At 68.1% G+C, this 25474-nt stretch carries 24 protein-coding genes and 1 pseudogene; 14 read left to right on the forward strand and 11 right to left on the reverse strand.

Annotated features, from left to right (window positions below; genetic code table 11):
• Window positions 1-143 precede the first annotated feature (143 nt).
• Window positions 144-944 carry a glycosyltransferase family 2 protein gene (locus EEB19_RS16335; protein WP_187588121.1) on the reverse strand — a complete coding sequence of 267 codons (801 nt, stop codon included), beginning with the start codon at window positions 942-944 and terminating at the stop codon, window positions 144-146.
• A 151-nt stretch (window positions 945-1095) separates the two neighbouring features.
• Here EEB19_RS16335 and EEB19_RS16340 point away from each other — a divergent pair, with 151 nt between their 5' ends.
• The 3 genes from EEB19_RS16340 to EEB19_RS16350 all read left to right on the forward strand — a co-directional run bounded on the left by EEB19_RS16340 (window position 1096) and on the right by EEB19_RS16350 (window position 4695).
• On the forward strand, window positions 1096-1899 hold the full coding sequence (locus EEB19_RS16340) for a glycoside hydrolase family 16 protein (RefSeq protein WP_187588123.1): 804 nt from the start codon (window positions 1096-1098) through the stop codon (window positions 1897-1899).
• A gap of 201 nt (window positions 1900-2100) precedes the next feature.
• Entirely contained in the window at window positions 2101-3954 is a 1854-nt protein-coding gene (leuA, locus tag EEB19_RS16345; RefSeq protein ID WP_187588125.1) for a 2-isopropylmalate synthase, read from the forward strand.
• A gap of 300 nt (window positions 3955-4254) precedes the next feature.
• Window positions 4255-4695, forward strand: coding sequence for a DUF6325 family protein (locus EEB19_RS16350; protein WP_222929950.1), 441 nt, complete (start codon window positions 4255-4257; stop codon window positions 4693-4695).
• Window positions 4696-4698: 3 nt separating this feature from the next.
• Here the strand turns inward: EEB19_RS16350 and EEB19_RS16355 are convergent, their stop codons facing one another.
• Window positions 4699-7362 (reverse strand): LuxR C-terminal-related transcriptional regulator, encoded by a 2664-nt coding sequence (locus EEB19_RS16355; RefSeq protein WP_187588129.1) that lies wholly within the window; start codon window positions 7360-7362, stop codon window positions 4699-4701.
• A gap of 168 nt (window positions 7363-7530) precedes the next feature.
• On the opposite strand from EEB19_RS16355, the gene EEB19_RS16360 reads away from it, so the two are divergent.
• Window positions 7531-7689 (forward strand): hypothetical protein, encoded by a 159-nt coding sequence (locus EEB19_RS16360; RefSeq protein ID WP_187588131.1) that lies wholly within the window; start codon window positions 7531-7533, stop codon window positions 7687-7689.
• 39 nt (window positions 7690-7728) lie between these two features.
• On the opposite strand, the gene EEB19_RS16365 is transcribed toward EEB19_RS16360, so the two are convergent.
• Window positions 7729-9123, reverse strand: a complete 1395-nt coding sequence (locus tag EEB19_RS16365; protein WP_187588133.1) for a hypothetical protein — start codon at window positions 9121-9123, stop codon at window positions 7729-7731.
• A gap of 10 nt (window positions 9124-9133) precedes the next feature.
• Window positions 9134-10582 carry a DUF2252 domain-containing protein gene (locus EEB19_RS16370; RefSeq protein ID WP_262365711.1) on the reverse strand — a complete coding sequence of 483 codons (1449 nt, stop codon included), beginning with the start codon at window positions 10580-10582 and terminating at the stop codon, window positions 9134-9136.
• A gap of 189 nt (window positions 10583-10771) precedes the next feature.
• Between EEB19_RS16370 and EEB19_RS16375 the strand changes: the two genes are divergently transcribed.
• Window positions 10772-11152, forward strand: a complete 381-nt coding sequence (locus EEB19_RS16375; protein WP_187588135.1) for an SHOCT domain-containing protein — start codon at window positions 10772-10774, stop codon at window positions 11150-11152.
• A complete protein-coding gene (locus EEB19_RS16380) occupies window positions 11149-12471 on the forward strand; it encodes a DUF1254 domain-containing protein (RefSeq protein WP_187588137.1) in 1323 nt (440 codons plus the stop codon). Before EEB19_RS16375 ends, EEB19_RS16380 begins: the two co-directional genes overlap by 4 nt.
• A 4-nt stretch (window positions 12472-12475) precedes the next feature.
• Here EEB19_RS16380 and EEB19_RS16385 read toward each other — a convergent pair whose 3' ends face one another.
• The gene (locus EEB19_RS16385; RefSeq protein ID WP_262365712.1) at window positions 12476-13645 is read right to left on the reverse strand and encodes a lipase family protein; all 1170 of its coding nucleotides are present in this window, start codon (window positions 13643-13645) and stop codon (window positions 12476-12478) included.
• 88 nt (window positions 13646-13733) lie between these two features.
• Between EEB19_RS16385 and EEB19_RS16390 the strand changes: the two genes are divergently transcribed.
• On the forward strand, window positions 13734-13907 hold the full coding sequence (locus tag EEB19_RS16390) for a hypothetical protein (RefSeq protein ID WP_187588139.1): 174 nt from the start codon (window positions 13734-13736) through the stop codon (window positions 13905-13907).
• 98 nt (window positions 13908-14005) lie between these two features.
• Window positions 14006-14152 carry a DUF1059 domain-containing protein gene (locus tag EEB19_RS16395; protein WP_187588141.1) on the forward strand — a complete coding sequence of 49 codons (147 nt, stop codon included), beginning with the start codon at window positions 14006-14008 and terminating at the stop codon, window positions 14150-14152.
• Between the two features lie 69 nt (window positions 14153-14221).
• Here EEB19_RS16395 and EEB19_RS16400 read toward each other — a convergent pair whose 3' ends face one another.
• Complete coding sequence (locus EEB19_RS16400; RefSeq protein WP_187588143.1) at window positions 14222-15121, reverse strand: oxygenase MpaB family protein; 900 nt, start codon at window positions 15119-15121, stop codon at window positions 14222-14224.
• Between the two features lie 83 nt (window positions 15122-15204).
• Here EEB19_RS16400 and EEB19_RS16405 point away from each other — a divergent pair, with 83 nt between their 5' ends.
• Window positions 15205-15777 (forward strand): TetR/AcrR family transcriptional regulator, encoded by a 573-nt coding sequence (locus EEB19_RS16405; protein ID WP_187588145.1) that lies wholly within the window; start codon window positions 15205-15207, stop codon window positions 15775-15777.
• Window positions 15778-15804: 27 nt separating this feature from the next.
• Here EEB19_RS16405 and EEB19_RS16410 read toward each other — a convergent pair whose 3' ends face one another.
• The gene (locus EEB19_RS16410; protein ID WP_187588147.1) at window positions 15805-16692 is read right to left on the reverse strand and encodes a LysR family transcriptional regulator; all 888 of its coding nucleotides are present in this window, start codon (window positions 16690-16692) and stop codon (window positions 15805-15807) included.
• A gap of 99 nt (window positions 16693-16791) precedes the next feature.
• Here EEB19_RS16410 and EEB19_RS16415 point away from each other — a divergent pair, with 99 nt between their 5' ends.
• Together EEB19_RS16415 and EEB19_RS16420 are read left to right on the forward strand one after the other, a co-directional pair.
• Window positions 16792-17811, forward strand: a complete 1020-nt coding sequence (locus EEB19_RS16415) for an LLM class flavin-dependent oxidoreductase (protein ID WP_187588149.1) — start codon at window positions 16792-16794, stop codon at window positions 17809-17811.
• 125 nt (window positions 17812-17936) lie between these two features.
• A pseudogene (locus EEB19_RS16420) lies at window positions 17937-18770 on the forward strand (EamA family transporter); the annotation flags it as partial.
• A 129-nt stretch (window positions 18771-18899) separates the two neighbouring features.
• Here EEB19_RS16420 and EEB19_RS26965 read toward each other — a convergent pair.
• Entirely contained in the window at window positions 18900-19958 is a 1059-nt protein-coding gene (locus EEB19_RS26965; protein ID WP_262365713.1) for an alpha/beta hydrolase, read from the reverse strand.
• Window positions 19959-20023: 65 nt separating this feature from the next.
• Between EEB19_RS26965 and EEB19_RS16425 the strand changes: the two genes are divergently transcribed.
• Together EEB19_RS16425 and EEB19_RS16430 are read left to right on the forward strand one after the other, a co-directional pair.
• Entirely contained in the window at window positions 20024-21307 is a 1284-nt protein-coding gene (locus tag EEB19_RS16425) for a MurT ligase domain-containing protein (protein ID WP_187588153.1), read from the forward strand.
• Window positions 21304-22023: a type 1 glutamine amidotransferase gene (locus EEB19_RS16430; protein ID WP_187588155.1), complete on the forward strand. Its 720-nt coding sequence runs from the start codon at window positions 21304-21306 to the stop codon at window positions 22021-22023. Before EEB19_RS16425 ends, EEB19_RS16430 begins: the two co-directional genes overlap by 4 nt.
• 20 nt (window positions 22024-22043) lie before the next feature.
• Here the strand turns inward: EEB19_RS16430 and EEB19_RS16435 are convergent, their stop codons facing one another.
• Entirely contained in the window at window positions 22044-22268 is a 225-nt protein-coding gene (locus EEB19_RS16435) for a hypothetical protein (RefSeq protein ID WP_187588157.1), read from the reverse strand.
• Between the two features lie 17 nt (window positions 22269-22285).
• Between EEB19_RS16435 and EEB19_RS16440 the strand changes: the two genes are divergently transcribed.
• Window positions 22286-23011, forward strand: a complete 726-nt coding sequence (locus EEB19_RS16440; protein WP_187588159.1) for a uracil-DNA glycosylase — start codon at window positions 22286-22288, stop codon at window positions 23009-23011.
• 352 nt (window positions 23012-23363) lie between these two features.
• Here the strand turns inward: EEB19_RS16440 and EEB19_RS16445 are convergent, their stop codons facing one another.
• Window positions 23364-23909 carry a uridine kinase gene (locus EEB19_RS16445; RefSeq protein WP_187588161.1) on the reverse strand — a complete coding sequence of 182 codons (546 nt, stop codon included), beginning with the start codon at window positions 23907-23909 and terminating at the stop codon, window positions 23364-23366.
• On the reverse strand, window positions 23906-25453 hold the full coding sequence (locus tag EEB19_RS16450; RefSeq protein WP_187588241.1) for an alpha/beta fold hydrolase: 1548 nt from the start codon (window positions 25451-25453) through the stop codon (window positions 23906-23908). Before EEB19_RS16450 ends, EEB19_RS16445 begins: the two co-directional genes overlap by 4 nt.
• Window positions 25454-25474 lie beyond the last annotated feature (21 nt).

A 25474-nucleotide genomic window follows, 5' to 3' on the forward strand; every position in this document is an offset into this window, starting at 1 on the left:
CGGCACGCGAGAGAAGCTATCGACCGCAGATGTGAGGCGACTGAGATTCTGCTCTCGAATTCAGTGTCATTTTCCCAGCTCAACGGCCATTTTGTCGCTTATGTGCGCTACTGGCGGTCGCGATCTCCGCACACCGTGCGGCGTCAGCGGACGTCGGCGTCGCGGTCGATCGTCGAGCGGTCGTCCGACCGGTACCACTCGACGAACCCCTTGGTTCCGTACGCCTCGAGCCGGCGCAGCGATGTGTAGACCACCGCCTGCTTGCGTAGTGCGATCCCGCGCGCACCGGCGACCGCTCGGACTCTCTGCTGCAGCACTTGATCCTCGTCGACGTCCCCGATGCTCGTGCGCGGAAACCCGCCACACCGTTCATACATCTCGGCATCCACCGCGAGGTTGTTGCCGACGACCGCGAAACTCCTCCGCAACTCATCCGGTTGCGACCGGGTGCGCCACCACTCGACGGCATGCCCCACCCGCCACAGGTGGCCGACGGCGTTGAACATCGCCGCGGAGGTGCCCTGCTCGCTCCGAGCGCGCACCCGCCCGCCGACGAGACGCTTCCCATCGAGCAGCGGTGCCACCACGTTCGACAACCAGTCGGGTGCCGGCAGGGTGTCCGCGTCCGTCCTTGCGATGTAGATCGCGCCGGTCGCGATCGCGTGGCGGAACCCGGTGTCGGCCGCACATCCCGTCCCCGGCTCGGTCTCGCTGATGACCTCGATCGGCACCGACGACGACGACGCGACCCGACGCACGACGTCCGCGGTCCCGTCGGTGCTGTTGTTGTCGACGACGATGATGCGGAATCCGTGCAGCACCCGCCGGTGGACCACGTCGTCGAACGTCTGCGCCTGCAGCGCTGCGAGGGTGTCCGCGATGTACGTCGCCTCGTCGAAGGCCGGGATGACCACGGCGACGGCAGGAGTTCCGCTCGATGTCATTCGCCCATCCGATCACGGCGACCGTCAAATACCGGATTCACCCCAGCGAACACCGTACGTCCAGGTGTGGTAAGCCTATCCTGTGTTCAGGATTCGCAGCCGAGCTGTCGCCGCCGCCACATTCGCCCTTACCTCGGCACTCGCCGTTGCGATGATCACGCCCTCCCCGGCGCGCGCCGCCGACGTCGCGTTCGCCGACGAGTTCAACGGCGCCGCCGGCACCGCGCCCAACAGCGCCTACTGGAACTACGAGACCGGGGCGGGCGGTTGGGGCAACAACGAGAAGCAGAACTACACGTCGTCCCGGCAGAACAGTCGGCTCGACGGCGACGGCAACCTCCTCATCGAGGCGCGCCGCGACGGCGACAGCTGGACCTCTGCCCGGATCAACACCAAGGACAAGTTCGAGTTCACCTACGGCACCATCAACGCGCGGATCTCGATGCCGAAGGGACAGGGATTGCACACCGGGTGGTGGATGCTCGGCCACGACATCTGGGAGGCCGGATTCCCGGCGGCCGGCGAGATCGACATGGCCGAGTACATCAACAACTACGACTTCGTCCACATCGGTGTCCACGGTCCGACGGGCGAGGGCGGCTTCGGTTCACTCGACCTCGGCTCCGTCCGCGACGTCGTCCCCGATGGGATCCCGCTGCCGACCGGGCTCAATGGCCAGTACTCACGCGGCTCCGACATCACCGGTATCGACCCGTCGGCCTTCCACACCTACGGCGTGCGCAAGACGGCGACAGCCATCACCTTCCTGTTCGACGGCGCGCCGTACTACACCGTCAACCGCAGCGACCTCACCGCTGGCGAACAATGGGTCTACAACAAGCCGATGTACCCGATCCTCAACCTGGCGGTGGGCGGTACGTGGCCGGGAGCCACGAACTCCTCCACCCCGAATCCCGGCACGGTCAAGGTCGACTGGATTCGCTATACGCCCTGACCCCATCGGCACAGGAGTCGGCGTAACAGCCGACACTCCCACATTTGATCCTCGCTCGGTCCTGGGAGTACAGTCCTGGGCATGCAGCGCGCCCTCCTTCTCGGTTGCCGCGGCGGGGTCTGAATCGACCGGCTCTCCGTCGCGGGGCCCTTTCACGCGCCGGTCGTCTTTCCCCATTCGATACACGGAGAACCGACCATCATGGCAGCAGCAGACAGTTTCACCTCCGGCACGAGCCGCATCGTCGAGCCGTCCGGCCCCATCCCCGACGGTCAGGCCGTCTGGAACACCCAACGCAGTTCGGCGATGCCGGTACACCGGTACCGCCAGTTCGCCGACGAGGTCGAGAAGGTCGCGGTACCCGACCGCACCTGGCCCGACCAGGTCATCACCAAGGCACCGCAGTGGTGCGCCGTCGACCTGCGTGACGGCAACCAGGCACTGATCGACCCGATGAGCCCGGCCCGCAAGCGCCGCATGTTCGACCTGCTGGTCCGTATGGGCTACAAGGAGATCGAGGTCGGCTTCCCGTCGGCGAGCCAGACCGACTACGACTTCGTCCGAGAGATCATCGAGGACAACGCGATCCCCGAGGACGTCACCATCCAGGTGCTGACCCAGTGTCGCGACGAGCTCATCGAGCGCACCTTCGACGCGTGCCGTGGCGCGTCGAACGTCATCGTCCACTTCTACAACTCCACCTCGGTCCTGCAGCGTCGTGTGGTGTTCCGCGCCGACAAGGACGCGATCAAGAAGATCGCCACCGACGCCGCGCAGAAGGTGCTGGTCGAGCAGGCCAAGTACCCCGACACCGCCTGGCGTTACGAGTACTCCCCCGAGTCCTACACGGGCACCGAACTCAGCTTCGCCAAGGAGGTGTGCGACGCGGTCAGCGAGATCATCGCGCCGACACCGGAACGGCCGATGATCGTCAACCTGCCGGCGACCGTCGAAATGGCGACGCCGAACGTCTACGCCGACTCGATCGAGTGGATGCACCGCAACCTCGCCCGTCGTGACTCCGTCATTCTGAGCCTGCATCCCCACAACGACCGTGGAACCGCCGTCGCCGCAGCCGAACTGGGCTACCAGGCCGGCGCCGACCGGATCGAGGGCTGCCTGTTCGGCAACGGTGAGCGCACCGGCAACGTCTGCCTGGTGACGCTGGGTATGAACCTGTTCAGCCGCGGCGTCGACCCGCAGATCAGCTTCTCCGACATCGACGAGATCCGACGGACGGTCGAGTACTGCAATCAGCTGAACGTCCCCGAGCGTCACCCCTACGGCGGCGACCTGGTCTACACCGCGTTCTCCGGTAGCCACCAGGACGCGATCAACAAGGGCCTCGACCAGATGAAGGTCGACGCCGACGGTGCCGATCAGGACATGGACGACATCCTGTGGCAGGTGCCGTACCTGCCCATCGATCCGAAGGACGTCGGCCGCAACTACGAGGCCGTCATCCGGGTGAACAGCCAGTCGGGCAAGGGCGGCGTCGCCTACATCATGAAGGCCGATCACGGCATGAACCTGCCGCGCCGCCTGCAGATCGAGTTCAGCCGGGAGATCCAGAAGATCACCGACGGCGAAGGCGGAGAGGTCAATCCGAAGGCGATGTGGGATGTCTTCGCCGAGGAGTACCTGCATCCGATCTGGCCGCTCGAGCGGATGCGTCAGAAGGTCGACGCGGCCGAGGTCGACGGCGGTGAGGATTCCATCACCGCGGTGGTGAAGGTCGACGGCGTGGAGCGCGAGATCGCCGGCAGCGGCAACGGTCCGCTCGCGGCGTTCGTCGACGCGCTGTCGACCGTCGGCTACGACGTCCGGGTACTCGACTACAGCGAGCACGCCCTCACCTCGGGTGGCGACGCGAGCGCGGCGGCCTACGTGGAGACCGAGGTCAACGGCGAGACCGTGTGGGGCGTCGGCATCGCATCGTCGATCACCACGGCGAGCCTGCGGGCGGTCGTGTCGGCGGTGAACCGCGCGTCCCGCGTGACCGCGCCCGCCGACGACACCGAAGCCGCTGCGGCACCGCGTACCTGGGCCCCGTAACCCGGCACGACCATTTCGGCAGAACCGTCGACCGACGGCTTCGGCGTCGGCGCGCGATCCTGCGCGTTCGACTCCGACGCGACGTGACGTCGCACCCTGAACCCACGATGCACGGACGACCTCCGTGTCCATCGTGTCCGGGCATGGGCCGGGTCCCATCCGACGGCGGGCGATCCTCGCCGGGGACCCGGCCCACTCTCCTGCCCCGATCATCCTTTCCGGATGACGACACCGAGCGTCCCGCCGACGCACACTCCTAGGACAGGTCCTGCTCCGGGCCCGACGACGAGGAGGTCCATGATGACCACCTCATCCGGTCTCGGTCCGATCGACTACGTGGTCGTCGAACTCCCCCGCCGGACAACGACTTTCACCGATGAGATGGCCGGCGAACTCGCCTCGCTCGTGGAGAGCGGTGTGATGCGGGTCCTCGATCTCTTGATCATCGAACGTGACCGCGACGGCACCGTCGACGTCACCGAGTTCGAGGACCTCACCGACGCCGGCCTCGGCATCCTCGACGGCGCACTGGCCGAGATCCTCGCGCTCGAGGACGTGGAGAACCTGGCGACCGCCGTCGCACCGGGCCGCTGTGCGGCCGTCATCGTGTGGGAGTACCTGTGCGCCCGGCCCTTTGCCGTCGCCGCGCACGCCGCCGGGGCCGAGGTGGTCGCGCAGGGCCGGATACCGACACAGGCCATCGTCGCGACGTTGAGGTCCGACCCCGGCCAACGACCGTGACCGTCAGATCAGATTGCGTTCGCGCGCGCGGTCGACGGCGTCGCGGCGGGTGGACACACCCAGTTTCCGGTAGATCGACTGCTGATGGGTCTTCACCGTGTTCACCGAGACGTAGAGATCCGCGGCGATCTCCGATGCCTTGTACATCGTCGGCAGATAGCGCAGCACGACCAACTCCCGGTCGGTGAGCGGTTCGATCGGGACACCGTCGTCGACCGCCGGCACGGGCTCCCCGCCGCACGCCTCGACGAGGTCGCGCAGGAACGCCGACTCCTTGTCGGCGAGTCGCTGGTGGCGGAGGAGTAGACCGGCGACCAGCGGCCCGGCGACGACGAACGGTCGTTTCTGGCCGACGGGTTCGGCGAGCCGCACCGCCGCGGCGATGTGTTCGAGCGCAACGGACTCCCTATGCAGCTGGGCCGAGGCCACCGCCGACAGCACCTGCGCCTCGACGACCTGGAGCCGGTACGGCGCGAACTCGGCTGCAGTGCCGAGAGTTTCGAGGGCGTCGGCGGGACGTCCGACGGCCAGGTAGGCCTTCGCGAGGACGACCCGGGCGAGAGAACCCGCATAGGTGTCGCTGCGTGCCCGACCGGCGAGTTCGTCGATGACCACGGCGGCCTCCCCGACGACGATCCTCGTCTCCGCGGCGACGACCTCATGCCAACTGCTCAACAGCATCGGCAGCGATCGCGATCGGGAGCGTGCGAGATCCAGGCGACGGCATTCGGTACGGGCAGCATAGGCATCACCGCGAGCGATGGCGATGCCGACCGCCGCGGCCTCGACGATCAGCCAGGCCCCGGTGTCGGAACCACCGGCCACCGCGCGACGACCGGCGGTCACCGCGCGTTCGGCTTCCTCGAGGTCGTGGTGTTCGAGATGCATCAGCGCCGCTGCCGCATACAGGGCGATCGCCTGTGGCTGACGGGTCCAGCCACGCCGTCTCGCCGCCGCCCCGATCTCCTCGACGCGGCTCCGCACCTGCGGCAGCTCACCCCGGACGAGGTCGACGAGCGTGAGGTACGTGCCGGCGGCCATCGCCATCAACGACATCCCGACGCTCTCTGCAGCAGTCCGACTGTACTCCAGATCGGCTGCGGCGACGTCGATCTCGCCTCGCTGGAACATCCCGATGGCCCGGTTGTTGCGAGCCATCAGTGCGTAGGCCGGTGCGGCGGGCACGGCGGATCGGGGGACCTCGGTGACGAGATCGAGGATGGCATCGCAGCTCGGCACGATGTCGTCGAGGTGACCGTGCCGGGCGGTCACCATCCGGGTGAGCGCGATGACGACCCGCGTGCCCACCGTCGGCGATTCCGGGGAGTCACCCAGCAGTCGCGACGCGTCGTCGGCATTGCGCGCCATCACCTCGAAGTCACCGGCCTGATACGCGACGATCGCAGCCGCCAGCAGGGTGTCGACCGTCGGTCGACGGCCGGCCTCGGCCGCGAGTGGTGCCAGAGCCGCGGCGAGCGCGGGAGCCTGTGACGACAGCACGAGTGGCAGGGCGATCGTGCTGAGGATCTCCGACGCCTTCATCCACTCTCGCGCGTGCGCGTAATGCCGGATCGCGGAGATCGGGTCGTCCTCGGCGACGCACCATTCCGCCGCCCGACAATGCAATTCCGCAGGCGCGTCCGGGTTCTCGGCGGCGAGCCGGTCGACGAGCAACTCCCGGAACAGGGGATGGTACGCGTACCAGTCGGGCCGGTCCGACAACCGAACCGTCAACACGTTGTTGGCGACCAGGTCGTCCAGCACGGCCCGACTGTCGGCGCGGCCGGACAACACGCGGGCCAGTTCGGCAGTCATCAGCTCGACGACGCTGGTGGACAACAGGAATCGTCGATCGGTGGGCGCGAGATCCTCGAGAACCTCTTCGAGCAGGTAGGCGGCGACGAGTTCGTTCTGCCCGTTGAACTGCACGACACCAGCATGCAGGTCGTCGCGCGCGCTCAGCACCGCCAACCGCAATCCGGTCGGCCATCCCTGGGTGCGTTCCAAAAGGGTGTCGACGTCGTCGTCGGAGATCTCGGCTCGTATCCGGGTGCAGAACTCGACGACGTCGTCGCGGGTGAACGTGAGGTCACCGGCGGTGATCTCGACCAGTCGCCCGTCGAGGCGCAGTTTCTGCAGCCGGAGGTCGGAGGCCTTGCGGGTGATCAGGATCAGGCGGAGTTGCCCGGGCCGGCGCCGGATCAGGTGGTGGATGGATTCGAGGACCTCGGGCCGGGTGATCCGCTGCACGTCGTCGAGGACGAGGGTGATCGGCACCGGGGACTCGGCGAGCCCGTCGATGACGAGGTCCATCTCCTGCTCGGCGAAACCGACTCCCGGCACGATGTCGCGCAACGCGCTGTGCGACGCCAGCGCGCCGGCGGCTTCCAGTGAGCCCAGGATGTCGTTCCAGAACGAGGCAACACCCGACGTGTCGTCGACGGTCAACCAGACGAGCGGGCCGTCGAGCGGATGGTGACGGGTCCAGGCCGCGACGGCGAGCGTCTTCCCATATCCCGGACCGGCCGCCACCACTGCCACCCGCCCGGGTGAGCAGGCGGTCAGCGCAGCGTCGATGCGATGGAGTCGGACGTACCCCGCCGGGATCTCCGGTCGCGACGTGCGCAGCCGGAGACCCGGCGCCAACCGTCCGCCTGCATCGCCCACTCGAGTACCCGATCTCTGTGCCCTGGCCCGACTCCGGGGATCTGCGTGAATCTTAGCCTCGCGATCGTGCATCGATCGGCCTTCATCCTGCACGGATGACGACATCACACTCGTGGTTCTGCGATTCTCATGAGGGAAGCGTCACCCGGAGCCGTCGGAGGTCGAGCCATGCCAGTGCGTCACGGACGTCTCAGCCGCCGCGCCGTCATCGGGCATCCGGTGGTGCGGTCACCGGCCCCTGTCGGCTCGACCTCGCTCCTGGCGCAGGGCGTGGCCCGCCGACGCGAACGCAAGGACCCACCCTCGACGTCCCCGGTCACCGAATAGGCCTGGTGCCACCGGCGGCCGGCACGCACCGACCGCGGGTCAGGCCTCGCCGACGCCGGGCTGTGGCGTCTCGACCTCCGCGCCCACGTCGCGCTTGGCCGGCCGCATCGCGACCTCGAGCAGGGCGAGCACCGCGCACGTGATCACCACGGTCCAGATCACCACGAGCCCGGTGGGATAGGACCAGAACATCAGGATCAGCGCCGCCACCGCGACGATCGCGATACGCACCGGGATGCGGGCCTGCCAGAGCGCACGTTCGACGGTGTTCGCCTCACGCTGGGCGCGACGGGAGTCGATCGCACCGACGCCACCGGCGAACCCGCGGCGGACGGCTTTTGCCGATCTCGATCCGCCTGCGAAGAACACCACGACGGCGACGACCAGAGCGGCCACCGCCACCGCACGCAGCGCAAGCCGCAGTGGCCCGACGACGGTATCGAAGATCACCCGCGCCGCATCCGGCGCCAGGACATTCGACGGCACCTCGCCGAGGTAGACCGCGCGACCGATCAGCAGCCCCACGGCGAGCAGAAGCATCGCCAGCAGGATGGACACCGCGACGATCGCCGTCATCCGCAGACGTCTGCCGCGGCCGATCAGCAGGATGGCACCGATCGCGGCGGCCAGGGCCAGCCAGGGCAGGATGTCGGCGATCTTGTCCAGCGCGCTGACATAGCGCTGGGCGTTGGCGAGCTGCGGCGACTGGAACACCACGAAACTCTTGTCGACCTCCGGGATCTTCTCGGCGAACGCGAAGCCGCGCTGGGTCAGTCGTTGCTTGACCTGATCGATGATCGGTCCGAGCTGGATGCTGATCGTGCCGTCGGAGTCGATCTTCACGGCGTCGCGCTGCGTGTCACCGGTGAGCGCGGCGACCACCGACTGATGCGCACCGCGATTCGCCGCGACCCAGAGCTCGGTGAACTCGTCGGATCGGACGAACTGGTTCACCGTTTGCTGCACGAACGACTGGGCTTGATTGGCGATGACCGGCGCCAGGCCGACGAGCGCCGAGTCGACGCGGGGCCGGTCGGCGGGCGTGAGGTCGACGAGCTGCTGCAACGCCGACTGCGTGATGCCCTGGATGTCTACCTGAGCGTCGATCTGCTCGACGATCGCATCGGAGATCTGTTGCTGCACCGCGGGTTCCGAGGCAAGCGGGGCGACGGTAGCGAGGTAGTGCTCGGTGTCGAGCAGCTCACCACGGACGTACCGCGTGGTCACCGAGAGCAGGGCGAGGAGTGCGCACAGGACGACGAGAACGGTCGCGCCGATCCGTCGCCACACCATCTTTCGACCGGGGGCGTCGGGCGCCTGCGACGCCACCTGCGCCCGCAGCCGCTCGAGCTCGGCGCGTTCGTCGGCGTCGAGCGGCCGGGCAGCCTCGGTGTCGTCGTCGGGACGGGCCGGGTCCGGGGTCGGATCGGTCACGACATGCCTCCTAGAGGTCCGCTGTGGCAGTGACGGCACCGCGGTCGATATCGGCCACGAACGCCGCGTGGTCGCGGGAGTTGCGGTCAGCGTACGTGACCGCGAAACGTCCCATGGCGCGGTCGAACTCGTCGGTCGGTCCCAGGTACTCCGCGATGGCGACGGAGTCCCCCGATCGTGCGTGCCCGTAGGCGAGCACCCTCCCGCAGACCCGCCCGTAGACCGTGAGGGCGACCGCGTCGAGCGTCTCGATCGGCACCGAACCCTTCGCGTCTCGGAGTTGCCGGAGGTAGAAGTGCCGGTAGACGCCGTCGAACCCTGTTCCGGACTGCCACCCGAGGAACACGTCGCTGACCGCCTGGATGAGCTTCTGCCCGTTCACGACACGCTCGCCCTCGGACCGGAACTCGGGTCCGGGCAGGTAGCGCGCCAGGACCGACGCCTGAGCCTCCTTCGCCTGCAGCAGGAGCGGATCGTCGTCGTCCTTGCCCCGGAACAGCAACACCCATGCCTGTGTGCCGACGCTGCCGACCCCGACGACCTTACGAGCCATGCGGACGAACTCGAACTTGTCGAGCAGCACGCGGTGCCGCGGGGCCATCGTCTCGCGGAACTCGACCAGTCTGGACTGCAGTTCGTCGTAGACGGTCGACAGATCACGATCACCGACCACGTCCTCGACAGGCACGATCAGTGGTGGCGCACTGACGAACCGCACCTCACCGTCGACGACGGTGGTCAGTTTCGACAGCGCCTGCAGACTGTCGCGGCGCCAGGCCTTCTTGATCTGCAACTGCATGTTCTTGGTCGCCGACGCTCCGACCAGGTCGCGGATCTCGGTCAGTCGTTCCGATGGTTCGGCATGGGTGTACCAGGCTGCCAGCGTGCCTTTCCCGGCCTGCGCCGTCATGGCCTCGCGGTACTCCGCTGCGCATGCCCGCGCGACCCGCTTGGCCTCCTTGCGCGGGAGGCCGTTGTCGAAGGCGGCGACGGCCAGGCTCGCCGCGAGTCGCTTGATGTCCCATTCGAACGGACCCGGGTAGGTCTCGTCGAAGTCGTTGACGTCGAAGGCCAGTCGACGTTCGGGCGTGGCGAAGAAGCCGAAGTTGCTCAGATGCGCGTCTCCGCACAGCTGCACGGTGAGACCGCTGTTGGGGGAACGGGACAGGTCGTCGGCCATCACCAGCGCGGCGCCCCGGTAGAAGGTGAACGGTGTCCGGGCCATCCGCCCGTGGCGGATGGGGACCAACTCGGCGACCCGGGTCTGCGCCTGCTGCAGCAGCAATGCCGTCGGGTCGCGCTGCGAACCGTCCTCGACGTCGGCGGCGAGGTCGCCGAGATCGCCGGGCGCCAGCCGGTCCCGGGCCGCCCGGCCGTCGGCCGATCGCTCCGCGACCGTGCGATAGCGCTGCGCGGGGGCACTCGATCGCGGATCCGCGGACATGACTGTCGAGTTCACCCGCTGACGATCTCACGCACGGCGGTCTCTCGGCATCACCCGGACGGGATGAAACGAGACGGTTATCGCCCTCGACCACGAACTCATCCCTTCCGTGTGATCCGCGACGAGCGGCCCACGCGCATGCTGGACGGGTCCGACCCCGGTCAGCGCGGCAGTTCCTGCCGCCGAGGTGTGAAGGAGACGCACATGTGGGATTCATTCTGGGACTTCATCTGGTACACCGTGGTGATCTTCGCCTTCGTCGCCTATCTGATGATCCTCTTCTGGATCATCACCGACCTGTTCCGTGACCGCGGACTGTCCGGATGGTGGAAGGCCCTGTGGGTGCTGTTCCTGGTCTTCGTGCCGTGGCTGACGGCGCTGGTGTACCTCATCGCGCGCGGGCACGGTATGTCCCGCAGGGCCGCCGAGGCACAGGCCCAGATGCAGCAGCAGTCAGACGACTACATCCGCTCGGTCGCCGGGAAGTCCTCGGCAGAACAGATCGCCGATGCCAAGGCGCTGCTCGACGCCGGCACCATCACGCAGCAGGAGTACGAGTCCTTGAAGGCGAAGGCGCTGGCATGAGCATGCTGTCCGACGACCTCGAGACACTCAGCGCCGAAGCCTACATCTACCTGTACCCGCTCGTGACGATGGAGGTCAGCCGCAGACAGCAGACCTCTCCCCGGGCAGCCGATCGACCGGCATTCGGCCCTGCCAATCACTTTCACCACCTCCGGGAGTTCCCGTCGGCGGGCTTCCGGGCCGTGGTCCGGCCCAACTTCGACACGCTGTACTCGTCCGCGTGGCTCGACCTGAGCGGCGGTCCGGTGCAGATCGACATCCCCGACAGCGATGACCGCTACTACATGATGCCCATGCTCGACATGTGGACCGATGTCTTCGCCTCACCGGGAAAACGGACCACTGGCACCGGACCCCAACGGGTCGTCGTTGTGCCACCGGGCCACTCCGCGACGCTGCCGGCGGATCTTGCGGCGTCGGCGACCGCGGTCGTGGAGGCACCGACGACTCGCGTCTGGGTGATAGGGCGTACCCAGACCAACGGTCCCTCGGACTACGCTGCGGTCAACGCCTTCCAGGACGGCCTGTCGGTGACGACACTGGGCGACCCCTCCACTACGACCGAGGCCGATGACATCGATCTCGATGGCGAGCCGCTGCGCATCGTCAATGCGATGTCGGCGGTCGAGTTCTTCACTATCGCGGCGAGGATTCTCACGGTCGATCGGCCGCACCCCACGGACTTCGGGGTGTTGTCGCGCATCGCCCGACTGGGCATCGTCCCCGGAGAGCCGTTCGATGCAAGCACTTTCGGACCGGACGACACAGCCCAGATCGAACAGGGCGCCAAGGCCGCACTCGCGCGCATCTCCGACCTGAGCGACATCGGAGTCATGACCCACGGCTGGGAGGTCGTCCGTCGGACGATCGGCGTCTACGGCAACGAGTACCTGAAACGGGCACAGGTCACGCTGGTCGGTCTCGGCGCCAACCCCGCCAATGAGGCCATCTATCCGCTGCTGGTCGCCGATGCCGATGGTGACCCACTCACCGGGGACCGAAATTACGTGCTTCGCTTCGCCGCCGACGAATTGCCGCCGGTCGACGCGTTCTGGTCGGTCACGATGTACGACGCCGAGGGGTACCAGGTGGCCAACGACATCGATCGTTTCGCGATCGGCGATCGGGATCCGCTCCACTACAACGACGACGGGTCTCTCGACATCTGGCTGCAACACACCGATCCGGGCCGTGGCCGCACCGAGAACTGGCTTCCCACACCTGCGAACGGCCCGCTGGGGGTGACCTTGCGTCTGTACGCACCGTCGTCGTCGGCCCTCGACGGTTCGTGGACACCGCCGCCCGTCCGCAAACAGTAGGCCGTCAGGTCGCGGGCATGACACGTTCCAGGAACCGGACCGCGTCGTCCATGCCGCCTTTCGCCCGCAGATCCGTGTGGTCGGCGTTGACCGTCTCGAAGTCGTACTCCGTTCCCGCCTTGCGCAACTCGGACAGGAGGGCAAAGGTCATCGGGATCGGTACGGTCACGTCGCGCAGTCCGTGGACGATGAGGATCGGTCCGCCCTGGTCGGCGACCGGCACCTTCATGTAGGCGGCGAGCGCCTTTCGGAAGTCGTCGTCCCCGAGTGACTTCGACAGCAGTTCGTCGGGCCGCGCGCCCTCGAGGATCGACTCCCACTGCGGCCCACACGATCGGCCCACCTCGTCGACGACGCGTGTGCCGACATCGGACAGATACGAGCGGACGTCGACATCGTGCTGGTTGTTCGCCATCCCGGCCAGGATCGCGGCGAACGGGCCCGACATCGCCTTCGGGAGGGGGACGCTTCCGGGCCGCACGAGCGGGATGACGTTCTCGAAGTTCGACGCGGGAGCGAGCGCTGCGGCCCCGCGGTAGTCCAACTCGGGGGCATACCGTCGCGCGTAGTGGCCCGCGGCCAAGGCCGCATGGCCACCCTGCGACGACCCACCCACCGCCCAGGTCCGCGACAACCCGCCGACGACGGCACGGGCCGCTCGCACGATGTCGATGACCGCAGTCGCCTCCGACCGCGAGTGGAGGTAGGGATGCGGTCCCGCCGAGTTCGGACCGAGTCCGAGGTAATCGGTGGCGACCACCGCATATCCGGCCTGAGTGAGGGCCTCGATCGCCGGCGCCGTGCCCCGGATCAGGTCGGCGGATCCGGTCAGTCCACAGTCGGGCCCGAGTCCGGAGGTGCCGTGTGCCCACGAGACGATGCGCCACCCCTGGTCAGGACGCGGCCCGTCGGGCAGTCGCACGATCCCGCTCGCCGGAACGACTGCCCCGCGCGGATCGGTGGTGAGATACGAGATCCGGAACACGCGGTCGAGACCGCCCCATGTATCGAGCTGGGAGATCGAGGTGGCGGTGCCGGGTGCGTCGGTGGTCGTCGCGGCGCGTGCAGTACTGTCCACCACGGCGGGGACGAATGCCATGACAGCGGCCAGGAACGCGATCACCAGCGTCCGGGGTGTGACCCGCGACAGATCGCTCACCGTGGGGATCGCCACGTCACATCCTCACGCCGACTATGAGTCTCCCTACGAATACCCGCTGCTCACGTGCCATGAGGCGCCTCCGTGGGGACAATGTAATGACATGAACACACTACAGTTGACCTACGTCTTTGCCCTGCTCGGAGTCCTCACCATGATGACCGTCGGAATCGGAGCACTCATCGGCCTGATCGCCCGCTCCGAGGCACACCCCCAGCGCGTGCGCGTGACCGACGACCGCCGGCCCGAGACCGCCCCCATCCTGACCTTCCGCTGAGCAATCCCTTCACCTCTGCCCCTCGCCGCGGGTAACCTCACGCCCGACGACGGCGCGTAGGCGCACGACCGGCGAACGAGGGGAATCGCATGAACCGGATGAAGACGCGACTGACCTGCCCGTGTGGCGAGGCCATCAAGGGCACCGATGAGGACGAGCTGGTGGTGAAGGTGCAGGAGCACCTCAAGGAGAATCACCCCGGCCACGACTACAGCCGCGACGAGATCCTGTTCATGGCCTACTGATCGTCGATCCGACGTCCGGTCCCGGCGAGTTCGGCCGCCCACGGAGGCAGGTCCATCGCCGCGAGCCGCTCAGCCTGCCTGCGCCGGCTCCTCCGGGGCGGGCGCCGCGTGGTGAACCGGACATCCACCCGCGAACGTTCCCATCGACTCGATGTCGAAACCCTCGGGGTAGGAACGGATTCGGGGCATGTTCTGAACCAGTGCCGGCTTCCGGCGTGGCGGCAGCAGCGCCAGCAACCGTGCACGGAGCCTGAGCGCACCCGCGGACGCGGCCCGCGCGACGGTGCCCGGGTCGTCGTAGCCGAAGGCCGTGATCAGCGGCTCGTCCATCAGGGAGCGGCTGAAGATGTCGACCCCACGCTTGGCGAAACCCGGGTAGAACGAGGCGAGCAGATCCATCGTCGCGTCGGCCACGCGTCGTGAATCGGGGTCGAAGGCGAAGTGCTCGGCCTCGTACTCGTCCATCAGCGTCGCGAACTCGTCGTAGGTGGCCGGGATGTCCTTGATCGCCATGTGGCGCCCGAGGGCCTGGTAGTAGCGGACCATCGCCAGCTTCTCGTCGGCGGTGAGTGGACGCCACCCGTAGTCGGCGAGCCAGCGCACCGGTACGACGACGAAGGTCGACAACACGTAGCGGAAGTCGTCGTTCGGGATGTCGTACATCTTGTGCATCTGATTGATCCGTCGGATGGCCGCCTTGCCCTGCGGACTGTCGAATCCCTCGATCAGCGGTGTCTCCAGAAGGATCGCCGTGTCGTCGTAGCGCTTCTGCGTGGCCTCGGTGAACGCACCGGTCTCGTCGAGCAGGCGCCCGATGCTCGGCACCGCGTACGTGCGGAACAGCGCGAAGCTGAGTGCCTGGTTGATGTCCCAGGGGAACTCGCGTGTGGACAGGTTGCGATAGATGTCCATCCACTGGGTCTCCGGATCGAGTCCGGCGGTGGAGATCGTCTTCACGGGATTGCGCATGGGCTGAGCACCTTCTCGTCGAGTTGCCGCCAGCATAAGTCCACTTATGGTTATGTGCAAGAGGTCACACCTAGACTGGGAGGGTGACTTCTACGGAGAAGCGACGGTCGGGCGCATCGCACACTGCGAAGGTGCGCTATCTGGACGCCGGTCTGCAGGTCCTCGCCGATCAGGGGCATGCCGGACTCAAACTCGCGGCGGTGTGTGAGGCAGTCGGCGCGACGACGGGCTCGTTCTACCACGCCTTCCCCAGCTGGGGCGCCTACACCTCCGCACTCATCCGCTACTGGCGAACCGAGCAGAGCGACCGTCCGATCGCGCAGGCGGGCACGGTCACCGACGCGGTGGCGCGGCTCGACGTCCTGACCGACATCGCGCTGGCGCTCCCGCACGACTCCGAGGCCGCCATCCGCGTGTGGGCCGAGCATGACCCGGACGTGCGGGCCGTACAGATCGAGGCCGACGAGGAACGCCGGCAGTTCATCGCCGACACCTACCTGGAGGTCCTGGGTGACCGCGTCCTCGCCGAGCGTTACGCGACCGCGGCCATGTACCTGCTCGTCGGGTACGAGAACGGCACCCACCGGTCGCGGGACACGCTGGAGTGGGCGTTCCGGGTCTTCATCGACCAGACCCTCCGCGACCGCGCGGACTGAGCACGTACCACGGCGCACGTCCGGGCGTCATCGACCCAGGGCGCGTTCCGCCGACGCCACCAGATCTCCGACGACCGCGGCCACCGCTTTGCGCGGCGCCGGCCGGGTGAGTGCCTCGTAGACGCGCGCCGCGCGAACCCCTTTGAGGGTCAACGGCTTCACTCCCGGGTGTCGGACCGCGAACCGCGGGATGAGTGCGATGCCATGGTCCGCGGCGACGATCGACTCGATCGTCGCGAAGTCGAGCATGCGTTGGGTGACGCGGGGCGCGACGCCGGTCACCGCCGAGATCGACAGGAGTACGTCGTCGACGGGGAAGCCACCCTCGACGCTGATCCAGTCGCAATCGGCGAGGTCGCCAACCTCCACCTCGTCGCGGGCCGCGAAGGCCGAGTCGACCGCGACAGCGACGTCGACCGGCTCGCGCATCAGCTCCGTGACCTCCACGCGCGGCAGCCGGACCGGGGCTGTGCGTTCGTCCCGATGGGTCACCACGATGTCGTGGTCGGCCAGCGCCGGGGAGGCGTCCGGGTAACCGACGTCGAGCTCGGAGGCACGGACGTCGATACCCGAGTCGACCGTCCGGTCCAGCACACCCGGGAGCAACAGGGCCGCGCCCGACGGGAACATGGCCAGCCGCACCGTCGCCCGGCCCGACCGATAGCCCTCCATCTCCTCCTGCGCACGCTCGACCGCCGCGATCACGTCGTCGGCGCGCAGAACCAGCGCGCGTCCGGCGTCGGTGAGGCGGATGCGCCGGCCGTCCTGCTCGAGGAGGTCGACGCCCGCCTCCTTCGTGAGCACCTTGAGCTGCTGAGAGACCGCCGACGGGGTCATGTGCATGGCGCTGGCGACCGACCCGACCGAGCCACGGTCGGCGAACTCCCGCAACAGACGGAGGCGCTTGACGTCCATGAAGCAGGATCGTAGTCGAACTGCGCGACCGTGCAGTCCTGCTACACGGACCGTGCATTCCCCGGGAATTAAACGGACCGCAGTATCATTTACCAGATCATGAAGAAGATCGGCTTTCTCTCGTTCGGTCACTGGTCGGATGCGCGTGGATCGCAGGTCCGCTCCGGCGCTGACGCATTGCTCCAGTCCATCGATCTCGCCGTCGCCGCCGAGGAACTCGGTGCGGACGGCGCGTACTTCCGCGTCCACCATTTCGCCCACCAACTCGCCTCCCCCTTCCCGCTGCTGTCGGCGGTCGGCGCGAAGACCGATCGCATCGAGATCGGTACCGGCGTCATCGACATGCGATACGAGAACCCGCTGTACATGGCGGAGGATGCCGGTGCGGCCGACCTCATCTCGGGCGGCCGTCTGCAACTCGGGATCAGTCGCGGATCGCCCGAGCAGGTCATCGAGGGATACAAGTACTTCGGCTATGTGCCGCCAGAGGATTCGAGCGACGCCGAGATGGCCCGACAGCATGCCGACGTGTTCCTGCGCGTCATCGCGGGAGGCGGGTTCGCGCAACCGAACCCGCAGCCGATGTTCCCGAATCCGCCCGGTCTCCTGCCGATCGAGCCGCAGTCCCCCGGACTCCGCGATCGCATCTGGTGGGGTGCCGGTACCCGATCAACCGCGGAATGGACTGCACGACAAGGGATGAACCTGATGAGTTCGACCCTTCTCACCGAAGACACCGGAATACCGTTCCACAAGTTGCAGGCCGAGCAGATCCAGCGGTTCCGCGCCGCCTGGGACGAGTCCGGCCACACGCGCGAACCGCGGGTCTCGGTGAGCCGCAGCATCTTCGCCATCGTCGACGATCTCGATCGTGCCTACTTCGGGCGCGGCGGTGACGAACAGGATCAGGTCGGAGTCATCGACAACACGGTCGCCCGCTTCGGACGCAGCTACGCCGACGAACCGGACAAGCTCATCGAAGCACTCCGCGAGGACGAGGCGATCGAGGCCGCCGACACGCTGCTGCTCACGGTCCCCAACCAGCTGGGTGTCGACTACAACGCTCACGTCATCGAATCGATCCTCACCCACGTGGCCCCGGCCCTCGGCTGGCGCTGATATCCGTGGCCGTGGCCGGCGTCGCGCACACCGGCCACGGTCCCCGCATTCGTGAAGCATGACTTCACCGTTTCTACGATTTATTTCGATTGTGCTGCATCGATCTGCCGTCGACCATGGTGCTCATGAGCAATCGCGATCGACTCCTGGGGATCGGCGTGGTCGTGCTGTGGGGACTGAACTTCATCGCCATCCGCCTCAGCCTCGACCATTTCCCGCCGTTCTTCTGCGCTGCGCTCCGCTTCACCGTGATGGCGGTCCCGGTAATCCTCTTCGTGCGCTTCCCGAAGGTGCGCGTCCGGTGGTTCCTGCTCTACGCGATCGGGTTCGGCGTCATCCAGTTCGCATTCCTGTTCCTCGCGATGGACCTGGGAATGCCGACCGGCCTGGCCTCGCTGGTCCTGCAGACCTCGGCGCCGTTCACCGTGCTGCTCGGCGTCCTGTTCCTGCGCGAACGGATGAGCCCGCTGCAGGTCGTCGGGATCACGGTCGCCGTCGCCGGGATGGTCGTCATCGGAGTCGATCGCGCCACCCACAACTCGCTCGGGGTCGCCGCGATCGTGCCGATGATCCTGACGATTCTCGGTGGCCTGGGTTGGGCGTTCGGCAACGTCGGTTCGCGGCTGGCCGTGAAGGGAGTGTCCCCGGGTCCCGCCGACGACGGGCGACTGTCCGACCCGCTGCGCATGACCCTGTGGATGTCGGTGGTGCCGCCGATCCCGTTCTTCCTGATGAGCCTCGTGTTCGACGGCCCGACAACGGGTCTCGACTCGCTGACCACACTCGACTCACGGAGCGGACTGCTGGCCCTCGCTGGGCTCGCGTACACCGTGATGCTGGGGACCGTCGTCGGGTCCGGGCTGTGGATCATGCTGATGTCGCGCTACGAGGCGAGTCGGGTGGCACCGCTGTCCCTGTTGGTCCCCGTCGTCGGGATCACCGCGGCGTGGCTCCTGCTCGGCGAGGCCCCGAGCACGCTCGAGATCCTGGGTGCGGCGACGGTGATCGCCGGGTGCGCCGCCGGAGTGTTGGCCGCGCCACGCTCGCGGCCGCGGCGCTCGCCCGTCGACGCAGATGTCGTGGTCGTCTCAGCGCATCGCGAACGCCAGAGCGGCACCGATGCGGTCGACGGCGGCGCGCGCATCGGGGCTGATCAGAGTCATGTTGGCAAAGGCATGAATGAGGCTGCCCGCGCGGTCGAGCGTCACCGGGACGCCCGCCTCCTTCAGCCGGTCGGCGTAGGCGATCCCCTCGTCGCGGAGCGGATCGAATCCGGCCACGATCACATAGGCGGGCGCGAGACCGGACAGGTCGTCGGCCAGCAGCGGTGACACCCGGGGATCCGCGCGCTGCCCGACGTCGGGCACGTAGTGGTCGACGAACCAATCCATGTGCGCGTCGGTCAGGTACAGCCCCTCGGCGAACTCACGCCGCGAGTCACGCTTCGTCGTCACGTCGGTGACGGGATAGATCAGCATCTGCAGGCAGGGCGTGACCTCGTCGCCGCGCACCTGCTGCGCGACGACCGCGCTCAGGTTCCCGCCCGCACTGTCGCCGGCCACCGCGATGCGGTCGGTGCGCACACCCCAACCCGGCGCCTTGGCGACCGCGAACCGCCATGCGGCGACGGCGTCGTCGACCGCGGCGGGAAACGGGTGCTCGGGCGCGAGACGGTAGTCGACCGACAGGATGTCGGCCCCGGTCGACAACGCCAGCCTGCGAACGAGGTTGTCGTGGCTGACGCGGTCGCCCTGGACGAAGCCACCACCGTGGAAGAAGACGACGAGTCCGACCGAATCGACCCGGGCGCGGTAGCGGGTTGCCGGGATCGCCCCGCCTGGCCCGTCGATCTCGAGATCCTCCTCGACGGCCATCGGCGGCAGTTTCTCGGTCAGCGTGGCCGCGTTCTCGGTGAGGTCGGCGCGGGCCCGATCGACCGGCTTCCCGGCGAGTTCGAACGCGGGGAGGTGCGCGGCGATCCACCCGGTCAGCGCCATCTCCGGCGACAACCGCTCACCGTCGGCGTTGACGCGCCCGAACTGAGCACCGAGGCGCAACAGCGCAGGCGGGAGGTGTCCGGCCCCACGCATGAGGGCGCGCTGGACACGGGCGGGGATCGAGGGCGACGTCGCTGTGGCCTGACTCACGCCCGCGAGCGTACCCGCGGCGCACGGTCGCGCCGCCCCCGACCGCTTGTGTCAGACTCGTTGCCATGCCCGACCGCGTGAGAACTCCGATGCGCACCACCGTCGCCCTGGCGGCCGCATCCGCGGCCCGCTGGGCGTCGCGGACAGCAGGTCGCGGCAAGGGTTCGATGATCGGCGGGCTCGTCGCGGCGAAGATCGATCCGAACATCATGGGACGCCTCGCGGCCGGCAAGCGCACCGCACTCGTGACCGGAACCAACGGGAAGTCGACGACGACCCGGATGACGGCCGCGGCGCTGTCCGAACTGGGTGAGGTGGCCACACAGGCCGACGGCGCGAACATGGACGCCGGCATCATCGCGACCCTCACCCTCCATCGTCCCGCACCCATCTGCGCACTCGAGGTCGACGAGCTGCACGTGCCCCATGTCAGCGACGCCGTCGACCCCGAAGTCCTTGTGATGCTGAATCTCTCACGCGACCAGCTCGACCGCGTCGGCGAGATCAACATGATCGAACGGCGCCTGCGCGAGGGCATCGGACGGCATCCGTCCATGACGATCGTCGCGAACTGCGACGACGTGCTGGTCACCTCCGCCGCCTTCGACGCCCCGCAGGTGATCTGGGTGGCCGCGGGCGCCGGTTGGGTCGGCGACTCGGTGAGCTGCCCCCGCACCGGTGAACCCATCGTGCGTTCCGGGACCGACTGGCATTCCAGCGGCGACGAGAACTTCCGCCGCCCCACGCCGACCTGGTGGTTCGACGACGAGAACATCTACGGCCCCAACGATTTCGTCGCACCGATGGCGCTGTCGGTGCCGGGACGCGCGAATCGCGGCAACGCGACCCAGGCAGTCGCCGCCGCTGTGGCGATGGGCGCCGACCCGGCGAAGGCGGTCGCCGCCGTCGGCACCGTCGGCGAGGTCGCCGGACGGTATGGCATCCATCAGGTGGGCAATCATTCCGTCCGCACCCTGCTCGCCAAGAATCCCGCCGGATGGCAGGAGGCCCTGTCGATGATCGATCAGGACGCCGACGGACTGGTCATCGCCGTCAACGGTCAGGTCCCCGACGGCGAGGACCTCTCCTGGTTGTGGGACGTCCGTTTCGAGGCGTTCGAGACGATGCAGGTGGTGGCCGCCGGCGAGCGCGCGGCGGACCTGTCGGTGCGCCTGCTCTACGCGGGAGCCGAGCACACGACGATCCCCGACCCGATGGCGGCGATCGCCTCGTGCCCGCCCGGGAGGGTCGAGGTGCTGGCCAACTACACCGCGTTCCGCGATCTCGGCACTGCGCTCGAGCGCGCCGAGCGCGCCCGCGGTTCCGATCTGCGAGGTGCCGAGCAGTGAGCGAATCGACCCTACGGATCGGCCTTGTCCTGCCCGATGTCATGGGCACCTACGGCGACGGCGGCAATGCGCTCGTCCTGCGTCAGCGTGCGCTGATGCGCGGCATCGACGCCGAGATCGTGCAGATCACCCTCGACGACGAGGTACCCGACTCGCTCGACGTCTACACCCTCGGCGGCGCCGAGGACTACGCACAGCGTCTCGCGACCCGGCACCTCACGCGCTACCCGGGGCTGCAGCGAGCAGCCGCGGCGGGACGTCCGGTGCTCGCGATCTGCGCGGCGATCCAGGTGCTCGGTCACTGGTATGAGACGTCGGCCGGCGAACGCGTGGACGGGATCTCACTGTTCGACCTGACCACCGCGCCCCAAACCGACCGCAGCATCGGTGAACTCGTCACCCAGCCCACCCTCGACGGGCTCACCGCACCACTCAGCGGGTTCGAGAATCACCGCGGCGGAACGACTCTCGGCTCTGACGCCCGGCCACTCGCCCGCGTGCGCCACGGCGTCGGCAACGGTGTGGGCGACGGCACCGAGGGTGTCGTCCAGGGATCTGTCCTCGGTACCTACATGCACGGTCCGGCCCTGGCACGCAATCCCGAGCTCGCCGACCATCTCCTCGCCCGCGCCGTCGGGAGTTCGCTGGCCCCCCTCGACCTTCCCGAGGTCGAACGACTCCGCAAGGAGCGTCTGGCCGCCGGCCGCCGCGGCTGAGGCGCCACGTCTCCGCCCCGTCAGCCTCCTCCGCCCGACCTCCGCGTCGTCGCACTCCGGCCCGACGCCGCTTCGTCGCCGCACGCCGGCCCGACCTCCGCCTCGTCGCCGCACGCCGGCACCTCGCCGACCGTGCCCACGAATTCGCCGACCGTGTCCAGAATCTTGCCGACCGTGCCCAGAAACTTGCCCACCGTGTCCAGAAACTTGCCGACCGTGCCCAGAAACTTGCCGACCGTGCCCACAGTCGTATCGTCGACGTATGGCGTACCGCAGCATCGCCGCGCTCGACGCCGACCTGGTCGACTGTCGCGCATGCCCGCGTCTGGTCCGATGGCGGGAGCAGGTGGCGCGTGAGAAGCGGGCCGCGTTCGCGGATCAGACCTACTGGGGCCGCCCGGTTCCGGGATTCGGACCCGCCGACGCGCGGGTGCTGATCCTCGGCCTCGCACCGGCTGCCCATGGCGGCAATCGCACCGGCCGGATGTTCACCGGAGACCAGAGCGGCGACGTCCTGTTCCGCGCGCTCCACGAAGTCGGCTTGGCGAGCCAACCACACGCGATCTCGCTCGACGACGGCATGGAGCTCTTCGGCGTCCGGATGACCGCCCCGGTCCATTGCGCGCCCCCGCAGAACAAACCCACCGTCGACGAGCGGGATCGGTGCGGTCACTGGCTCGACGCCGAACTCGACCTGCTGATGCCGACGCTACGGTCGGTCGTCGTCCTCGGCGCCTTCGGTTGGCAGGCCGGTCTCCGGGCATTCGGCGACCTCGGATGGACGGTGGACCGGCCACGTCCGCGGTTCGGGCACGGCGCGCGAACCGTGATCCGCCGTGACGGGCGCGACCTGTCGGTCTTCGGGAGTTACCACGTGAGCCAACACAATACGTTCACCGGACGACTCACTCCCGCCATGCTCGAGGACGTGCTGATCGCGGCGGCGACGCACGCCGGCCTGAGTTGTCGAACGCCCCCGCGACCGTGAACGATGGCGGGTAGGCTGCGGTGGGTCACGCAGGTGTGACGATCGGAGAGGGGTGGTCGACTCATGACGAATGCGTTCGCACGGTGGCTCGGCCGCACGCCGGACTCGCGGTGCCGATGCGGACACCCACGCGAGGCCCACCTGCACTATCGATCCGGCTCCGACTGCGCCGTCTGCGGGCCGTCAGAGTGCCCACGGTTCCGGTTTGACCGCTCCCGAAGGGATTGACGCCCACCCCCGGACACGATCGGCGAGATCCAGGGCACGATCGGCGGAATTCTGGACACGGTCGGCGGGCGTGGCCACCGCGACACGCACCGAGAACGACTGAGCAGCAACCGTGGTGCGTCCGTCAGTCCAACACCCGACACCGCTCCCGGGTGCGGTCGACGGCGAACCAGCCGCGCTCGAACTGCTGCCATCGTTCGAGCATCGGCCGTGACTCCTCACCGTCGCGGGCGACCGTGCGTGCCAGACGCTCCGATGCCGGCCCGCCGTCGAGCCACAGCGACCACGTGAGCCGTTGCGCGATACGCCGTCGCGCCGACGACACGCCTTCGATGATCAACAACGGCTCCCACCGGAGCCAGACGAGAGGTCCCGTGGTCGGCTCACCGTCCTGCCACACCCGGGGCCGGTACCGGTAGTCGTGGCGGCGGATGAAGGCCTGCAGCACATCGGTTTCCAGCTCCGGCCACCACGCGACCGGATTGTCCCAGGTGGCGAAGTCATCGGTACGGATCAGCTGCACACCGACGCCGCGTCGTCGTAGGCGCTCCACGAGAGCGTCCGCGACGGTCGACTTGCCCGCACCCGACGGCCCGTCGATCGCCACGATGCCCGAATCCATCTCGGCGGCAAGCTCGTCGAGATGACGGTCGAGCGTCGCTTCGATCATCCCGACGCACCGATCCCGGTCTGCGGCGCCTTGGTCAGGGACGCGGAGATCGCCGGCTCCGGAACCGACCGGATCGAGGTCCGTCCGGTCCGGAGGTACTCCGTGATCGCCCGATCCAGGGCCGGATTGCGGCGGCCGAGTTGCGCGTGATCGCCACCGCCTACGGTGATGAGATGGCTGCGCATCAGACGTTGCATGGCGAACGATCCGCGGTACGGCGTCTGCGGATCGCCCAGACTCTGGATCTGCAAGGGGGTCACCGCGAGTCCGCGGTTGGCGAGTGCGACGGTCCGGGTGACCGCCGGCGCACCCGCGCACGCCATCCCGGACTCGTAGATCAGACCGGGAGCGTCGTACACATCGCCGACGACGTAGTTCGCGAAGAAGGCCGCCGGGATCGTCGCGGGCTGCGCCGGTACCTGATTCTCGTTGCACACTATCAGGTTCTGCATCTCCTGCATGGTCGTCAGGAGCTCGACGACCTGCGGATTGGGCGTCGACGGCGCGTCGGCGCGTCCGGCCGTGCGCAGCGCCACCAACGGCCACAGGTTGCGGTCGGGCGCGGCGAGCCGGGTGATCCCCAGCAGCGACGACTTCGCCTGCAGCCCACCGGGAACGAGTATCGTCGCGACGAAGTTCTCGAACCGCGCCCGGGCGTCGGCGGTCAGATCGACCCCGGCGATGTACTGCGCGGCAACGGCCCGGAGACCGGGTGGGACGTCGCCGACCCGGGCGGGCGGCGCGGCCAACGACGGCGGCACACCCGACTCCTTCGCGACCCTCGCACTCCACGCCCGATAGACCGCCAGCGGCGTACTACCAAGGTGATAGATGTTGTCGCGCTGCGCGATCCACGCCATCATCTCGTGGGTCCGACGCTTGTACGACGACGTCTGCGCAGACAACACGCTGTTCCACACCCAGGACGGGTCGACTCCCGAATCGAGGACGAGACGATCGGTGTGTCCCGGGTACAACGTCGCGTACGTCGACATCAGCAGTGTGCCGTAGGAGATGCCGTACAGGCTGACCTTCTCCTCGCCGAGGGCCCGCCGCACGACGTCGATGTCGCGGGCGGTGTTCTCGGTGGTGATCGTCCGTACGTATCCGGGATCGGCGCTGTCACAGCGTTCCCTGGTCAACCCACCGGATGACACGATCGCCGTGATGGCGTCGGAGTCGTCGGCAGGTGCGCACCGAGCCGGAGTCGACGAGAGCAACCCGCGGGGTTGGACCGCGACGAGATCCCATTCGTCGCGCACCTCTCGCGGAGCCTTCAGCGCCGAGAACATGCCGATCGCGTCGCCGCCGGGTCCACCCGGATTGCCGATCAGCACTCCACGCCTGCGAGCCGGGTCGCGCGCGGGAATCCGGCTGATCATGATCTGGATCGTCGGGCCGGATGGCTTCGCGTGGTCGCGGGGCACCCTCACGGTGGCGCAGCGGACCTCAGGCCCCGCGCCATGGATCTTCGGGCACGGGCCCCACGACAGCGTCTGCGACCGACCGGGCGCCGGGGCCGCAGAGGCCGGGATCACCGACATCAGGCCGACGGCCGCAGCGAG

The organism is Gordonia sp. OPL2, assembly GCF_003797825.1.
GTDB lineage: Bacteria > Actinomycetota > Actinomycetes > Mycobacteriales > Mycobacteriaceae > Gordonia.

Bases quoted from the DNA above. Each gene is read 5' to 3' on its own strand.
- EEB19_RS16335 (WP_187588121.1), bottom strand. From the start codon at position 944: ATGACATCGAGCGGAACTCCTGCCGTCGCCGTGGTCATCCCGGCCTTC.
- EEB19_RS16340 (WP_187588123.1), top strand. From the start codon at position 1,096: ATGATCACGCCCTCCCCGGCGCGCGCCGCCGACGTCGCGTTCGCCGAC.
- leuA (WP_187588125.1), top strand. From the start codon at position 2,101: ATGGCAGCAGCAGACAGTTTCACCTCCGGCACGAGCCGCATCGTCGAG.
- EEB19_RS16350 (WP_222929950.1), top strand. From the start codon at position 4,255: ATGACCACCTCATCCGGTCTCGGTCCGATCGACTACGTGGTCGTCGAA.
- EEB19_RS16360 (WP_187588131.1), top strand. From the start codon at position 7,531: ATGCCAGTGCGTCACGGACGTCTCAGCCGCCGCGCCGTCATCGGGCAT.
- EEB19_RS16375 (WP_187588135.1), top strand. From the start codon at position 10,772: ATGTGGGATTCATTCTGGGACTTCATCTGGTACACCGTGGTGATCTTC.
- EEB19_RS16380 (WP_187588137.1), top strand. From the start codon at position 11,149: ATGAGCATGCTGTCCGACGACCTCGAGACACTCAGCGCCGAAGCCTAC.
- EEB19_RS16390 (WP_187588139.1), top strand. From the start codon at position 13,734: ATGAACACACTACAGTTGACCTACGTCTTTGCCCTGCTCGGAGTCCTC.
- EEB19_RS16395 (WP_187588141.1), top strand. From the start codon at position 14,006: ATGAAGACGCGACTGACCTGCCCGTGTGGCGAGGCCATCAAGGGCACC.
- EEB19_RS16400 (WP_187588143.1), bottom strand. From the start codon at position 15,121: ATGCGCAATCCCGTGAAGACGATCTCCACCGCCGGACTCGATCCGGAG.
- EEB19_RS16410 (WP_187588147.1), bottom strand. From the start codon at position 16,692: ATGGACGTCAAGCGCCTCCGTCTGTTGCGGGAGTTCGCCGACCGTGGC.
- EEB19_RS16415 (WP_187588149.1), top strand. From the start codon at position 16,792: ATGAAGAAGATCGGCTTTCTCTCGTTCGGTCACTGGTCGGATGCGCGT.
- EEB19_RS16425 (WP_187588153.1), top strand. From the start codon at position 20,024: ATGCCCGACCGCGTGAGAACTCCGATGCGCACCACCGTCGCCCTGGCG.
- EEB19_RS16440 (WP_187588159.1), top strand. From the start codon at position 22,286: ATGGCGTACCGCAGCATCGCCGCGCTCGACGCCGACCTGGTCGACTGT.
- EEB19_RS16445 (WP_187588161.1), bottom strand. From the start codon at position 23,909: ATGATCGAAGCGACGCTCGACCGTCATCTCGACGAGCTTGCCGCCGAG.
- EEB19_RS16450 (WP_187588241.1), bottom strand. From the start codon at position 25,453: ATGTCGGTGATCCCGGCCTCTGCGGCCCCGGCGCCCGGTCGGTCGCAG.